Origin of the sequence: Klebsiella scottii, from assembly GCF_036561945.1 — a bacterium.
Lineage (GTDB): Bacteria > Pseudomonadota > Gammaproteobacteria > Enterobacterales > Enterobacteriaceae > Klebsiella > Klebsiella scottii.
Genome location: NZ_JARXNI010000016.1, coordinates 22,970 through 36,750, shown reverse-complemented (window position 1 = coordinate 36,750; position 13,781 = coordinate 22,970). Strand labels below are relative to the sequence as shown.

The following is a 13,781-nucleotide window of genomic DNA, read 5'->3' as shown; positions in this document are numbered from 1 at the left end:
TCAGTCGAAAGACTGGGCCTTTTGTTTTGTCTGTTGTTTGTCGGTAAGCGCACTCCTGAGGAGGACAAATTCGTCGGGAACGAATTTGCACAGCACGCCGTGCAGCCCGGAGGGTGGCGGGCAGGAGTCCCGGCATACAACGGCCAGGCATCAGACAGACGAAGAAACCTCATGCGCAGGCAATGGGGTTTTTTGTTATCTGCGGTTCAGGAAAAACGGTGTACCGCAGCGCTACGCGCCGCGATCCGGGAATATCCGCTGACCAGCAATCAAACCAAACAAGCCTTCCCCTGACATATACGGTAAACTAGTGCAGATTTTGCATCAGGAAGCCACTATGAATCACTCCCTTAAACCCTGGAATACCTTTGGCATCGATCGTAGCGCCAAAGCAATTGTGCGCGCCGAAAATGAACTACAGCTACTGTCTGCCTGGCAAGATGCCACCGCAGAAGAACAGCCGGTCTTAATCCTCGGGGAAGGAAGCAACGTGCTCTTTCTAAAGGATTATTCTGGTACGGTCATTATCAACCGCATCCTGGGGATTGAGGTCACAGAAACGCCTGAGGCCTGGCATCTACACGTTGGGGCAGGGGAGAACTGGCATCATCTGGTGCAGTTTACGTTAGATAAGGAAATGCCGGGCCTGGAAAACCTCGCCTTGATCCCTGGCTGCGCCGGCTCTTCCCCCATCCAAAATATTGGTGCTTACGGCGTGGAGCTGCAGCGTGTCTGCCAGTATGTCGACTGTATTGAGCTGGCAACCGGGCATAAGCAACGACTTTCGGCCAACGAGTGCCGTTTTGGCTACCGGGATAGTATCTTCAAACATGAGTATCAGGATCGCTATGCCATTGTAGCCGTTGGCCTCAGATTGCCTAAAGTCTGGCAGCCGGTGCTGACTTATGGCGATTTAGTCCGTCTTGACCCAAACACCGTGACGCCTCGACAGGTATTTGATGCTGTTTGCCATATGCGGATGACCAAACTTCCCGATCCGAAGGTCAATGGTAACGCCGGCAGCTTTTTTAAAAACCCGGTAATTAGCGCAGAGAAAGGGCAGGAACTGCTGGGCGCTTTCCCAAATGCACCGCACTACCCACAGGCGGATGGCAGCATCAAGCTGGCCGCTGGATGGCTTATCGATCAATGCCAGCTCAAAGGGAAAACCATCGGTGGTGCGGCAGTACATCGCCAGCAGGCGCTGGTATTAATCAATGACCATCATGCAACCAGCGATGATGTGATCGATCTTGCTCACTACGTCCGCCAGCGGGTTGGCGAGATGTTCAACGTCTGGCTGCAGCCCGAAGTCCGCTTTATTGGCGCAACCGGTGAAGTTAACGCTGAGGAGGCGATTGCATGAGGGACAACACCATTCCCCTGACCCTGATATCCATTCTGGCTGACGGAGAGTTTCATTCTGGGGAGCAGCTCGGTGAGCGTCTGGGGATGAGCCGGGCAGCGATCAATAAGCATATTCAGACGCTGCGTGACTGGGGAGTTGATGTCTTTACCGTTCCAGGCAAAGGCTACAGCCTACCGGAACCGATCCAGTTATTAAATGAAGAGCAGATTGCCGGGCAGATCGAACATGGCCGCGTCACCGTGCTGCCGGTCATTGATTCTACAAACCAGTATTTATTGGACCGGCTTAACGAGCTACAGTCTGGCGATGCATGCGTTGCGGAGTATCAACAGGCTGGACGCGGCCGTCGAGGCCGTAAGTGGTTTTCGCCATTCGGCGCGAATCTCTATCTTTCCATATACTGGCGACTGGAGCAGGGACCTGCCGCGGCGGTAGGACTGAGCCTGGTGATTGGGATTGTTATCGCTGAGGTACTTCAGAGCCTCGGCGCCGATAAGGTGCGAGTGAAGTGGCCAAACGATCTGTACCTTGAGGACCGGAAGCTGTCCGGCATCCTCGTGGAAATGACGGGAAAAACGGGCGATGCGGCGCAGATAGTGAGCGGTGCAGGGATCAATCTGGCGATGCGACGCGTGGAGTCTGATGTCGTCAATCAGGGCTGGATTAGCCTGCAGGAAGCCGGAGTCTCTATCGACCGCAATGCCCTGGCGGCGCGGCTGATTAAAGAGCTACGAGCGGGCCTGCAGCTCTTTGAACAGGAAGGGTTGGCTCCTTATCTGTCGCGCTGGGAAAAATTAGATAATTTCCTCAACCGCCCGGTTAAGCTTATTATCGGAGACAAAGAAATCTTTGGGATTTCCCGCGGTATCGACACTCAAGGAGCATTATTACTTGAGCAAGATGGGGTGATTAAACCTTGGGTGGGCGGTGAGATATCGCTACGTAGCGCCGAATAAATAACAGGGAGCCGAGGCTCCCTTTTTTATTTCCGCAAGCGAACCTGGTCGACAGAATGGTTTGCGCTCTTGGTCATTATCAGACTTGCTCTTTCACGAGTTGGTAGAATGTTTTCTTTAAGATTCAGAAGGTTAATCTCATTCCACAATGAGGTGGCTATATTGGTAGCCTCATCTTTAGAGAGTCTTGCATAATTATGGAAATAAGAATCGGGATCGGTAAATGCGCCTTCACGGAATTTCAGAAAACGATTGATATACCAGCTCTGCAGCAGTTTTTCCGGCGCATCAACATATATAGAAAAATCAACGAAGTCGGAAACAAATACATGATGCGGGTCGTGCGGGTAATCCATCCCACTTTGTAAAACATTTAATCCTTCAAGAATTAAAATGTCCGGCTGGGAAACCGTCTTATCGCCATCCGGAATAACATCATAAATAAGATGTGAATAGACCGGGGCCTTAGCGTTGGCGATACCTGATTTCAGATCGGAGACGAACTTGACCAGACGGTGCATATCATAAGATTGCGGGAAGCCCTTCTTCTTCATCAGACCGCGCTCTTTCAACACGGCATTAGGATGCAGGAAGCCATCGGTGGTGATTAATTCAACATGCCGATGCTCCGGCCAGCGGCTAAGGAGCGCCTGCAGCACGCGCGCGGTTGTGCTTTTACCTACCGCGACGCTTCCGGCGATGCTGATGATATACGGAATACGCTGACCGTTGGTACCAAGAAACTGTTCCAGCACGGCCTGGCGACGCAGGTTGGAACTGATATAGAAATTAAGCAAACGCGACAGCGGCAAATAAATCTCTGCGACTTCTTCCAGCGAAAGATCTTCGTTGATGCCTTTTAACCGCGTGATTTCTTCCTCTGTTAGCGTCATCGGAACGGAATCACGAAGTGCAGCCCATTGGTTGCGGTTAAATTGTAGATACGGTGTCATTAACGTTTGCTCTTTTTTGCTCATAAGCATTTTCTTACCATCGCCAAATTAAAGACGGGCGGAGATGCTTCACATAAGTTAATCAGGACAATGGGCAGGAGGGTAACACCAGATTGCAGGGAATAATAAGAAAAAAACGCATCGAATGATGCTTTCTCACGCCAACATCACAAGAGTGAAATTTGTGAATAAAGGTCGTCAAAGCTGATGTGGGCGCAAACGGCAGCGGACAGTAAACGCTGATAGTGCAGTCGACGGGGCGGTCAGGACAATCAGCTATCCATATTATATAGCAGAGACTTTGCCATATCGGGGGCGAGCACCAGTTATGCCGCCGTACCAAAAGGCTATCCTTGCCCATACGCCGCGGGCTTTAAATGGAAATATTGCGAGCGGAATGGTGGTTTTTTGTTCTTCGGCGATTGAAATTACACCGCTTTTTCGTGTTTGAGAGCAAAATATGAGCGATAGAACGATTTATGCAATTTTTTAGTTGCATGAATTCGCAGGTCTCCCTAAAATGCGCGCTACTTGATGCCGACTTAGCTCAGTAGGTAGAGCAACTGACTTGTAATCAGTAGGTCACCAGTTCGATTCCGGTAGTCGGCACCATCAAGTGCCTGGTGGGGTTCCCGAGCGGCCAAAGGGAGCAGACTGTAAATCTGCCGTCATCGACTTCGAAGGTTCGAATCCTTCCCCCACCACCATCTTTCGGCAACGCTTTGCGAAGCCAGAGCTGATTGGTTAAGCTAATCAGCTCAAACAAAGAAAAGAGATAACTCTCTTTTTTTTGTTATAGAAAGAACTGGGTAGCCGAGTTTCAGGATGCGGGCATCGTATAATGGCTATTACCTCAGCCTTCCAAGCTGATGATGCGGGTTCGATTCCCGCTGCCCGCTCCAGACGTGCTGATATGGCTCAGTTGGTAGAGCGCACCCTTGGTAAGGGTGAGGTCCCCAGTTCGACTCTGGGTATCAGCACCACTTCTTTATCTCTCCTTCCCTGTTTCTCTCTATTTTATTGCATTCAACAAGTCGGGCATGTTGCCTGGTTGATGTGGTGATATCACCGATTTATCCGTGTCTTAGAGGGACAATCGATGTCTAAAGAAAAGTTTGAACGTACAAAACCGCACGTTAACGTCGGTACTATCGGCCACGTTGACCATGGTAAAACAACGCTGACTGCTGCAATCACTACCGTTCTGGCTAAAACCTACGGTGGTTCTGCGCGCGCATTCGACCAGATCGATAACGCACCGGAAGAAAAAGCTCGTGGTATCACCATCAACACTTCCCACGTTGAATATGACACCCCGACTCGCCACTACGCGCACGTAGACTGCCCGGGCCACGCCGACTATGTTAAAAACATGATCACCGGTGCTGCTCAGATGGATGGCGCGATCCTGGTTGTTGCTGCGACTGACGGCCCGATGCCGCAGACTCGTGAGCACATCCTGCTGGGTCGTCAGGTAGGCGTTCCGTACATCATCGTGTTCCTGAACAAATGCGACATGGTTGATGACGAAGAGCTGCTGGAACTGGTAGAGATGGAAGTTCGTGAACTGCTGTCTCAGTACGATTTCCCGGGCGACGACACTCCGATCATCCGCGGTTCTGCTCTGAAAGCGCTGGAAGGCGATGCAGAGTGGGAAGCTAAGATCGTTGAACTGGCTGGCTACCTGGATTCTTACATCCCGGAACCAGAACGTGCTATCGACAAGCCGTTCCTGCTGCCGATCGAAGACGTATTCTCCATCTCCGGCCGTGGTACCGTTGTTACCGGTCGTGTAGAGCGCGGTATCGTTAAAGTTGGCGAAGAAGTTGAAATCGTTGGTATCAAAGACACTGCTAAGTCTACCTGTACCGGCGTTGAAATGTTCCGCAAACTGCTGGACGAAGGCCGTGCTGGTGAGAACGTCGGCGTTCTGCTGCGTGGTATCAAACGTGAAGAAATCGAACGTGGTCAGGTACTGGCTAAGCCGGGTTCTATCAAGCCGCACACCAAATTCGAATCTGAAGTGTACATCCTGTCCAAAGATGAAGGCGGCCGTCATACTCCGTTCTTCAAAGGCTACCGTCCGCAGTTCTACTTCCGTACAACTGACGTGACTGGCACCATCGAACTGCCGGAAGGCGTAGAGATGGTAATGCCGGGCGACAACATCAAAATGGTTGTTACCCTGATCCACCCGATCGCGATGGACGACGGTCTGCGTTTCGCAATCCGTGAAGGCGGTCGTACCGTTGGCGCGGGCGTTGTTGCTAAAGTTCTCAGCTAATCGCTGATAACATTTGACGCAATGCGCAATAAAAGGGCATCATTTGATGCCCTTTTTGCACGCTTTCGAACCAGAACCTGGCTCATCAGTGATTTTTTTTGTCATAATCATTGCTGAGACAGGCTCTGTAGAGGGCGTTAAATCCGAAACGCAGCAGAGCATTTCGGTTTGGTTGCCTCGCTCTCGCGGGGCAAAATTATTTGTCTGAATTCTTGTGACAGGTTGGTTTATGAGTGCGAATACCGAAGCTCAAGGGAGCGGGCGCGGCCTGGAAGCGATGAAGTGGACGATCGTTGCCGTGCTGCTGATTGTGGCCATCGTAGGCAACTTCCTTTATCGTGACATTATGCTGGCGGTGCGTGCGCTGGCCGTGGTGATTCTGATCGCTGCTGCCGGTGGCGTCGCGCTGTTAACCACAAAAGGTAAGGCGACCGTAGCTTTCGCCCGTGAAGCGAGAACCGAAGTCCGCAAGGTAATCTGGCCAACTCGCCAGGAAACGTTGCACACCACGCTGATTGTTGCCGCGGTAACTGCGGTAATGTCACTGATCCTGTGGGGACTGGATGGTATTCTGGTTCGCCTGGTATCCTTTATCACTGGCCTGAGGTTCTGAGATGTCTGAAGCTCCTAAAAAACGTTGGTACGTCGTTCAGGCGTTTTCCGGTTTTGAAGGTCGCGTAGCTACCTCGTTGCGTGAACATATCAAATTGCACAATATGGAAGAGTTGTTTGGCGAAGTCATGGTACCGACCGAAGAAGTGGTCGAAATCCGTGGTGGCCAGCGCCGCAAGAGCGAGCGCAAATTCTTCCCGGGTTACGTTCTGGTCCAGATGGTGATGAACGACGCAAGCTGGCACCTGGTGCGCAGCGTACCGCGCGTAATGGGCTTTATCGGCGGTACATCCGACCGTCCTGCGCCGATCAGCGACAAAGAAGTTGACGCGATCATGAACCGTCTTCAGCAGGTTGGCGATAAGCCGCGTCCTAAAACGCTGTTCGAGCCGGGCGAAATGGTTCGCGTCAGCGATGGTCCGTTTGCTGACTTCAACGGCGTTGTTGAAGAAGTTGACTACGAGAAGTCCCGCCTGAAGGTTTCTGTTTCGATCTTTGGCCGTGCGACCCCGGTCGAGCTGGACTTTGCTCAGGTAGAAAAAGCCTAAGCGACGATCAAAAAAGCAGCGATTTAATCGTTGCATGAGGCGCGAAATTGACATACAATTTCGCGCCTTTTGTTTTTATGGGCCGCGTGTCCGTAAGACGATATTGATAACGGGGAGCCTTTTCTAAAGGCGTTATACCCAAACGAGGAAATTTAAATGGCTAAGAAAGTACAAGCCTACGTCAAGCTGCAGGTTGCAGCTGGTATGGCAAACCCGAGCCCGCCGGTTGGTCCAGCACTGGGTCAGCAGGGTGTGAACATCATGGAATTCTGTAAAGCGTTCAACGCCAAAACAGAATCCCTGGAAAAAGGTCTGCCGACTCCGGTTGTTATTACCGTTTACGCTGACCGTTCCTTTACCTTTGTTACCAAGACCCCGCCGGCTGCCGTTCTGCTGAAGAAAGCTGCAGGCATCAAGTCTGGTTCCGGTAAGCCGAACAAAGATAAAGTAGGTAAAATTTCCCGCGCTCAGCTGCAGGAAATCGCGCAGACCAAAGCTGCCGACATGACTGGTTCTGACATTGAAGCGATGACTCGCTCCATTGAAGGTACTGCACGTTCCATGGGCCTGGTAGTAGAGGATTAAGAAATGGCTAAACTGACCAAGCGTATGCGCGTGATCCGTGACAAAGTTGATGTGACTAAACAGTACGACATCAACGAAGCTATTGCTCTGCTGAAAGAGCTGGCCACCGCTAAATTTACCGAAAGCGTAGACGTTGCTGTTAACCTCGGCATCGACGCTCGTAAATCTGACCAGAACGTCCGTGGCGCAACCGTACTGCCGCACGGTACTGGCCGTTCCGTTCGCGTAGCCGTATTTGCCCAGGGCCCGAACGCTGAAGCTGCTAAAGCTGCAGGCGCCGAGCTGGTAGGTATGGAAGATCTGGCAGACCAGATCAAAAAAGGCGAAATGAACTTCGACGTTGTTATTGCTTCCCCGGATGCAATGCGCGTTGTTGGTCAGCTGGGCCAGGTTCTGGGTCCGCGTGGCCTGATGCCAAACCCGAAAGTGGGTACCGTTACTCCGAACGTTGCTGAAGCTGTTAAGAACGCTAAAGCAGGTCAGGTTCGCTATCGTAACGACAAAAACGGCATTATTCACACCACCATCGGTAAAGTGGACTTTGACGCTGACAAACTGAAAGAAAACCTGGAAGCCCTGCTGGTTGCGCTGAAAAAAGCAAAACCGACTCAGGCGAAAGGCGTTTTCATCAAGAAAGTTAGCCTCTCCACCACCATGGGTGCTGGCGTTGCCGTTGATCAAGCTGGTCTGAGCGCTTCTGCGAACTAAGATTAGCTTTACGTGGGCGGTGGATTTGTCTACAATTCTACCCCCACGATTCTGTTGGAATAAACAGAGACTATGCGAGTTATTCGAATTGCAGCAAGGCGGCAATTGAGTGAATCGCCGGGAGCGTAGTTGACTACGTGACCTGTGTGAGCGAAAGCAGCTAACGCAGCTGTGGTTCGAAGAACGAAGACATAGAAAGAATTTGTTCGTTGGAGCCTGGCCTATCCAGGCCTCCGTCGAAGACCGCAGGTGTTTCGCAAGAAACTTAATGCCCTGCGTAGACGGTGACAGAACGCTAAGATTATTTTTGGATACTCTGGCTTGTTTCTGCTCACCGTATTAAGACGCTCTATTCGTTGAGTAGAGTGAAGTGAGTTCCCAGAGCATGAGCTCTGGCAAACATCCAGGAGCAAAGCTAATGGCTTTAAATCTTCAAGACAAACAAGCGATTGTTGCTGAAGTCAGCGAAGTAGCCAAAGGCGCGCTGTCTGCAGTAGTTGCGGATTCCCGTGGCGTTACTGTAGATAAAATGACTGAACTGCGTAAAGCAGGTCGTGAAGCTGGCGTTTACATGCGTGTTGTCCGCAACACCCTGCTGCGCCGCGTCGTTGAAGGTACTCAGTTCGAGTGCCTGAAAGACACGTTTGTTGGTCCGACCCTGATTGCATACTCTATGGAACACCCGGGCGCTGCCGCTCGTCTGTTCAAAGAGTTCGCGAAAGCGAATGCAAAATTCGAGGTTAAAGCCGCAGCCTTTGAAGGCGAGCTGATCCCGGCGTCGCAAATCGACCGCCTGGCAACTCTGCCGACCTACGACGAAGCAATTGCACGCCTGATGGCAACCATGAAAGAAGCTTCGGCTGGCAAACTGGTTCGCACTCTGGCTGCTGTACGCGATGCGAAAGAAGCTGCTTAATCGCAGTTGTCTTTATAAAGCACTCGCTTACGTATAAACTTATTCTGATATTCAGGAACAATTTAAATGTCTATCACTAAAGATCAAATCATTGAAGCAGTATCCGCTATGTCCGTAATGGACGTTGTTGAGCTGATCTCTGCAATGGAAGAAAAATTCGGTGTTTCCGCTGCTGCTGCTGTAGCTGTAGCTGCTGGCCCGGCTGAAGCTGCTGAAGAAAAAACTGAATTCGACGTAATTCTGAAAGCTGCTGGCGCTAACAAAGTTGCTGTAATCAAAGCAGTACGTAGCGCAACTGGCCTGGGTCTGAAAGAAGCTAAAGACCTGGTAGAATCTGCACCTGCTGCCCTGAAAGAAGGCATCAGCAAAGATGACGCAGAAGCACTGAAAAAATCTCTGGAAGAAGCTGGCGCTGAAGTTGAAGTCAAATAAGCCAACCTTTCCGGTTGCAGCCTGAGTAATCAGGCTGATGGCTGGTGACTATTTAGTCACCAGCCTTTTTGCGCTGTAAGGCGCCAGTAGCATTTCACACTGTTTGACTGCTGGTTGTCCTGACAATGCATGTTTCTATCGACGACTTAATATACTGCGACAGGGTGCTCGCTCTGTGTAAATCGCGACGAAATGGTTTAAGCGTGATAGCAACAGGTATTGCGGAAAGTGTTCCATTTTCCGGTCCACAAAATAGTGTTGCATAAAAAACTGCCTTTTTGAGGCAGACGGGTCGACTTGTCAGCGAGCTGAGGAACCCTATGGTTTACTCCTATACCGAGAAAAAACGTATTCGTAAGGATTTTGGTAAACGTCCACAAGTTCTGGACATACCTTATCTCCTTTCTATCCAGCTTGATTCGTTCCAGAAGTTTATCGAGCAAGATCCTGAAGGGCAATATGGTCTGGAAGCAGCCTTCCGTTCCGTGTTCCCGATTAAAAGCTACAGCGGTAATTCCGAGCTGCAATACGTCAGCTACCGTCTGGGCGAACCTGTATTTGATGTTAAAGAATGTCAGATCCGTGGCGTGACCTATTCGGCACCGCTGCGCGTAAAACTGCGTCTGGTGATCTACGAGCGTGAAGCGCCGGAAGGCACCGTTAAAGACATCAAAGAACAGGAAGTCTACATGGGCGAAATTCCGCTCATGACCGACAACGGTACCTTTGTTATCAACGGTACTGAGCGTGTTATCGTTTCTCAGCTGCACCGTAGCCCGGGCGTCTTCTTTGACAGTGACAAAGGTAAGACTCACTCTTCCGGTAAGGTCCTGTATAACGCACGTATCATCCCTTACCGCGGTTCCTGGCTGGACTTCGAGTTCGATCCGAAAGACAACCTGTTTGTCCGTATCGACCGTCGTCGTAAGCTGCCGGCAACTATCATCCTGCGCGCGCTGAATTATACCACTGAGCAGATCCTTGACCTGTTCTTCGAAAAAGTGGTCTTTGAAATTCGCGACAACAAGCTGCAGATGGAGCTGATTCCGGAGCGTCTGCGTGGTGAAACTGCGTCCTTCGACATCGAAGCTAACGGTAAGATCTACGTCGAGAAAGCCCGTCGTATTACCGCTCGCCATATCCGCCAGCTGGAAAAAGACGATATTAAGCTTATCGAAGTTCCGGTTGAGTACATCGCGGGTAAAGTTGCTGCTAAAGACTATGTCGATACGGCGACCGGCGAACTGATCTGCCCGGCGAACATGGAGCTGAGCCTTGATCTGCTGGCGAAACTGAGCCAGTCCGGTCATAAGCGCATCGAAACTCTGTTCACCAACGATCTCGATCACGGTGCGTACATGTCTGAAACCGTACGCGTCGACCCGACCAACGATCGTCTGAGCGCGCTGGTAGAAATCTACCGCATGATGCGCCCGGGTGAGCCGCCGACTCGTGAAGCAGCTGAAAACCTGTTTGAGAACCTGTTCTTCTCCGAAGATCGCTACGATCTGTCCGCGGTTGGTCGTATGAAGTTCAACCGTTCTCTGCTGCGTGACGAAATCGAAGGTTCCGGTATCCTGAGCAAAGACGACATCATTCAGGTGATGAAGAAGCTCATCGGTATCCGTAACGGTATTGGCGAAGTCGATGATATCGACCACCTCGGCAACCGTCGTATCCGTTCCGTTGGCGAAATGGCGGAAAACCAGTTCCGCGTTGGCCTGGTTCGCGTAGAGCGTGCGGTTAAAGAGCGTCTGTCCCTGGGCGATCTGGATACCCTGATGCCTCAGGATATGATCAACGCCAAGCCGATTTCCGCAGCAGTGAAAGAGTTCTTTGGTTCCAGCCAGCTGTCTCAGTTTATGGACCAGAACAACCCGCTGTCCGAGATTACGCACAAACGTCGTATCTCTGCCCTCGGCCCAGGCGGTCTGACCCGCGAGCGCGCAGGCTTTGAAGTTCGAGACGTACACCCGACTCACTACGGTCGCGTATGTCCAATCGAAACGCCTGAAGGCCCGAACATCGGTCTGATCAACTCCCTGTCTGTGTATGCACAGACTAACGAATACGGCTTCCTTGAGACTCCGTATCGTAAAGTGACTGACGGCGTTGTAACCGACGAAATTCATTACCTCTCTGCTATCGAAGAAGGTAACTACGTCATCGCTCAGGCGAACTCCAACCTGGATGACGAAGGCCACTTTGAAGAAGACCTGGTAACGTGCCGTAGTAAAGGCGAATCCAGCTTGTTCAGCCGCGACCAGGTTGACTACATGGACGTATCCACCCAGCAGGTGGTTTCCGTCGGTGCGTCCCTGATCCCGTTCCTGGAACACGATGACGCCAACCGTGCATTGATGGGTGCGAACATGCAACGTCAGGCGGTTCCGACTCTGCGCGCTGATAAGCCGCTGGTTGGTACCGGTATGGAACGTGCTGTTGCCGTTGACTCCGGTGTTACTGCGGTTGCTAAACGTGGCGGTACCGTTCAGTACGTGGATGCATCCCGTATCGTTATCAAAGTTAACGATGATGAGATGTACCCGGGCGAAGCCGGCATCGACATCTATAACCTGACCAAGTACACCCGTTCTAACCAGAACACCTGCATCAACCAGATGCCTTGCGTGTCCCTGGGTGAGCCAATTGAGCGCGGCGACGTGCTGGCAGACGGTCCGTCCACCGACCTTGGTGAACTGGCTCTCGGTCAGAACATGCGCGTAGCGTTCATGCCGTGGAACGGCTACAACTTCGAAGACTCCATCCTCGTCTCCGAGCGTGTGGTTCAGGAAGATCGTTTCACCACGATTCACATCCAGGAACTGGCGTGCGTGTCCCGTGACACCAAACTGGGGCCGGAAGAGATTACCGCTGATATCCCGAACGTGGGTGAAGCTGCGCTCTCTAAACTGGACGAATCCGGTATCGTTTATATCGGTGCGGAAGTGACCGGCGGCGACATTCTGGTTGGTAAGGTAACGCCGAAAGGTGAAACCCAGCTGACTCCAGAAGAGAAACTGCTGCGTGCGATCTTCGGTGAGAAAGCGTCTGACGTTAAAGACTCTTCTCTGCGCGTACCGAACGGCGTATCTGGTACCGTTATCGACGTTCAGGTCTTTACCCGCGACGGCGTTGAGAAAGACAAACGTGCGCTGGAAATCGAAGAAATGCAGCTGAAGCAGGCGAAAAAAGACCTGTCTGAAGAACTGCAGATCTTCGAAGCTGGCCTGTTTGGTCGTATCTACGCGGTGCTGGTCTCCGGTGGTGTTGAAGCTGAGAAGCTTGACAAGCTGCCGCGCGACCGCTGGCTGGAACTGGGCCTGGCCGACGAAGAGAAACAAAATCAGCTGGAGCAGCTGGCTGAGCAGTACGACGAACTGAAACACGAGTTCGAGAAAAAACTCGAAGCGAAACGCCGTAAAATTACCCAAGGCGACGATCTGGCACCTGGCGTGCTGAAGATTGTTAAAGTGTATCTGGCCGTTAAACGTCAGATTCAGCCGGGTGATAAAATGGCAGGTCGTCACGGTAACAAGGGTGTTATCTCTAAGATCAACCCGATCGAAGATATGCCTTACGATGAAAACGGCACGCCGGTAGACATCGTACTGAACCCGCTGGGCGTACCGTCTCGTATGAACATCGGTCAGATTCTGGAAACCCACCTGGGTATGGCTGCGAAAGGCATCGGCGAGAAAATCAACGCCATGCTGAAACAGCAGCAGGAAGTCGCCAAACTGCGCGAATTCATCCAGAAAGCGTACGATCTGGGTACAGATGTTCGTCAGAAGGTCGATCTGAATACCTTCACCGATGATGAAGTTCTGCGTCTTGCTGAAAACCTGAAAAAAGGTATGCCGATCGCAACGCCGGTATTCGACGGTGCGAAAGAGTCTGAAATCAAGGAACTGTTACAGCTGGGTGGCCTGCCGACTTCCGGTCAGATTACCCTGTTCGACGGTCGTACCGGCGAGCAGTTCGAGCGCCAGGTTACCGTCGGCTATATGTACATGCTGAAGCTGAACCACCTGGTTGATGACAAGATGCATGCGCGTTCTACCGGTTCTTACAGCCTGGTTACTCAGCAGCCGCTGGGTGGTAAGGCTCAGTTCGGTGGTCAGCGCTTCGGTGAGATGGAAGTATGGGCGCTGGAAGCTTACGGCGCGGCATACACCCTGCAGGAAATGCTTACCGTCAAGTCTGATGACGTCAACGGTCGTACCAAGATGTATAAAAACATCGTGGACGGCAACCATCAGATGGAACCGGGCATGCCGGAATCCTTCAACGTACTGTTGAAAGAGATTCGCTCGCTGGGCATCAACATCGAACTGGAAGACGAGTAACTCTCGCTCAAACAGGTCACTGGTGCCGGGGTTATACCCGGCGCCAGATTGTGCTAACTCCGACGGGAG

At 51.7% G+C, this 13,781-nt stretch carries 12 protein-coding genes and 4 tRNA genes; 15 read left to right on the top strand and 1 reads right to left on the bottom strand.

All coding sequences use genetic code 11. The features are described 5' to 3' along the window. From QFI97_RS00270 to birA, 3 genes are all read left to right on the top strand, one after another. On the top strand, positions 1 to 294 hold a 294-nt coding region (locus QFI97_RS00270), incomplete at its 5' end, for a hypothetical protein (RefSeq protein WP_346430364.1). Positions 295 to 337: 43 nt separating this feature from the next. After that, the gene (gene murB, locus QFI97_RS00265) at positions 338 to 1,366 is read left to right on the top strand and encodes a UDP-N-acetylmuramate dehydrogenase (protein ID WP_331833395.1); all 1,029 of its coding nucleotides are present in this window, start codon (positions 338 to 340) and stop codon (positions 1,364 to 1,366) included. Further along, a complete protein-coding gene (birA, locus tag QFI97_RS00260) occupies positions 1,363 to 2,325 on the top strand; it encodes a bifunctional biotin--[acetyl-CoA-carboxylase] ligase/biotin operon repressor BirA (protein WP_346430363.1) in 963 nt (320 codons plus the stop codon). The genes murB and birA overlap by 4 nt, the downstream gene beginning before the upstream one ends. Positions 2,326 to 2,351: 26 nt before the next feature. On the opposite strand, the gene coaA is transcribed toward birA, so the two are convergent. Further along, positions 2,352 to 3,302 carry a type I pantothenate kinase gene (coaA, locus tag QFI97_RS00255; protein ID WP_346430362.1) on the bottom strand — a complete coding sequence of 317 codons (951 nt, stop codon included), beginning with the start codon at positions 3,300 to 3,302 and terminating at the stop codon, positions 2,352 to 2,354. A gap of 512 nt (positions 3,303 to 3,814) precedes the next feature. Between coaA and QFI97_RS00250 the strand changes: the two genes are divergently transcribed. From QFI97_RS00250 to rpoB, 12 genes are all read left to right on the top strand, one after another. Next, positions 3,815 to 3,890: transfer RNA gene (locus QFI97_RS00250), tRNA-Thr, on the top strand. A 10-nt stretch (positions 3,891 to 3,900) separates the two neighbouring features. Next, positions 3,901 to 3,985: transfer RNA gene (locus QFI97_RS00245), tRNA-Tyr, on the top strand. A gap of 120 nt (positions 3,986 to 4,105) precedes the next feature. Beyond that, positions 4,106 to 4,180 (top strand) — tRNA-Gly (locus tag QFI97_RS00240). A 5-nt stretch (positions 4,181 to 4,185) separates the two neighbouring features. Continuing rightward, positions 4,186 to 4,261: transfer RNA gene (locus tag QFI97_RS00235), tRNA-Thr, on the top strand. A gap of 116 nt (positions 4,262 to 4,377) precedes the next feature. After that, positions 4,378 to 5,562: an elongation factor Tu gene (tuf, locus tag QFI97_RS00230; RefSeq protein ID WP_041142972.1), complete on the top strand. Its 1,185-nt coding sequence runs from the start codon at positions 4,378 to 4,380 to the stop codon at positions 5,560 to 5,562. Between the two features lie 229 nt (positions 5,563 to 5,791). Further along, the gene (gene secE / locus QFI97_RS00225; RefSeq protein ID WP_041143536.1) at positions 5,792 to 6,175 is read left to right on the top strand and encodes a preprotein translocase subunit SecE; all 384 of its coding nucleotides are present in this window, start codon (positions 5,792 to 5,794) and stop codon (positions 6,173 to 6,175) included. A gap of 1 nt (position 6,176) precedes the next feature. After that, complete coding sequence (gene nusG / locus QFI97_RS00220) at positions 6,177 to 6,722, top strand: transcription termination/antitermination protein NusG (RefSeq protein ID WP_002438628.1); 546 nt, start codon at positions 6,177 to 6,179, stop codon at positions 6,720 to 6,722. 156 nt (positions 6,723 to 6,878) lie between these two features. Beyond that, positions 6,879 to 7,307 carry a 50S ribosomal protein L11 gene (rplK, locus tag QFI97_RS00215; protein ID WP_041143538.1) on the top strand — a complete coding sequence of 143 codons (429 nt, stop codon included), beginning with the start codon at positions 6,879 to 6,881 and terminating at the stop codon, positions 7,305 to 7,307. A gap of 3 nt (positions 7,308 to 7,310) precedes the next feature. Beyond that, complete coding sequence (gene rplA / locus QFI97_RS00210) at positions 7,311 to 8,015, top strand: 50S ribosomal protein L1 (RefSeq protein ID WP_045858000.1); 705 nt, start codon at positions 7,311 to 7,313, stop codon at positions 8,013 to 8,015. 418 nt (positions 8,016 to 8,433) lie between these two features. Then, entirely contained in the window at positions 8,434 to 8,931 is a 498-nt protein-coding gene (gene rplJ, locus QFI97_RS00205) for a 50S ribosomal protein L10 (protein ID WP_045858002.1), read from the top strand. Between the two features lie 66 nt (positions 8,932 to 8,997). Continuing rightward, positions 8,998 to 9,363, top strand: a complete 366-nt coding sequence (gene rplL, locus QFI97_RS00200; RefSeq protein WP_004118416.1) for a 50S ribosomal protein L7/L12 — start codon at positions 8,998 to 9,000, stop codon at positions 9,361 to 9,363. Between the two features lie 320 nt (positions 9,364 to 9,683). Then, a complete protein-coding gene (gene rpoB / locus QFI97_RS00195; protein ID WP_041143541.1) occupies positions 9,684 to 13,712 on the top strand; it encodes a DNA-directed RNA polymerase subunit beta in 4,029 nt (1,342 codons plus the stop codon). Positions 13,713 to 13,781: the final 69 nt, after the last annotated feature.

Coding starts and splice junctions, on each gene's coding strand:
- rplL (WP_004118416.1), top strand. CDS start 8,998: ATGTCTATCACTAAAGATCAAATCATTGAAGCAGTATCCGCTATGTCC.
- rpoB (WP_041143541.1), top strand. CDS start 9,684: ATGGTTTACTCCTATACCGAGAAAAAACGTATTCGTAAGGATTTTGGT.
- coaA (WP_346430362.1), bottom strand. CDS start 3,302: ATGAGCAAAAAAGAGCAAACGTTAATGACACCGTATCTACAATTTAAC.
- secE (WP_041143536.1), top strand. CDS start 5,792: ATGAGTGCGAATACCGAAGCTCAAGGGAGCGGGCGCGGCCTGGAAGCG.
- murB (WP_331833395.1), top strand. CDS start 338: ATGAATCACTCCCTTAAACCCTGGAATACCTTTGGCATCGATCGTAGC.
- tuf (WP_041142972.1), top strand. CDS start 4,378: ATGTCTAAAGAAAAGTTTGAACGTACAAAACCGCACGTTAACGTCGGT.
- rplJ (WP_045858002.1), top strand. CDS start 8,434: ATGGCTTTAAATCTTCAAGACAAACAAGCGATTGTTGCTGAAGTCAGC.
- rplK (WP_041143538.1), top strand. CDS start 6,879: ATGGCTAAGAAAGTACAAGCCTACGTCAAGCTGCAGGTTGCAGCTGGT.
- nusG (WP_002438628.1), top strand. CDS start 6,177: ATGTCTGAAGCTCCTAAAAAACGTTGGTACGTCGTTCAGGCGTTTTCC.
- birA (WP_346430363.1), top strand. CDS start 1,363: ATGAGGGACAACACCATTCCCCTGACCCTGATATCCATTCTGGCTGAC.
- rplA (WP_045858000.1), top strand. CDS start 7,311: ATGGCTAAACTGACCAAGCGTATGCGCGTGATCCGTGACAAAGTTGAT.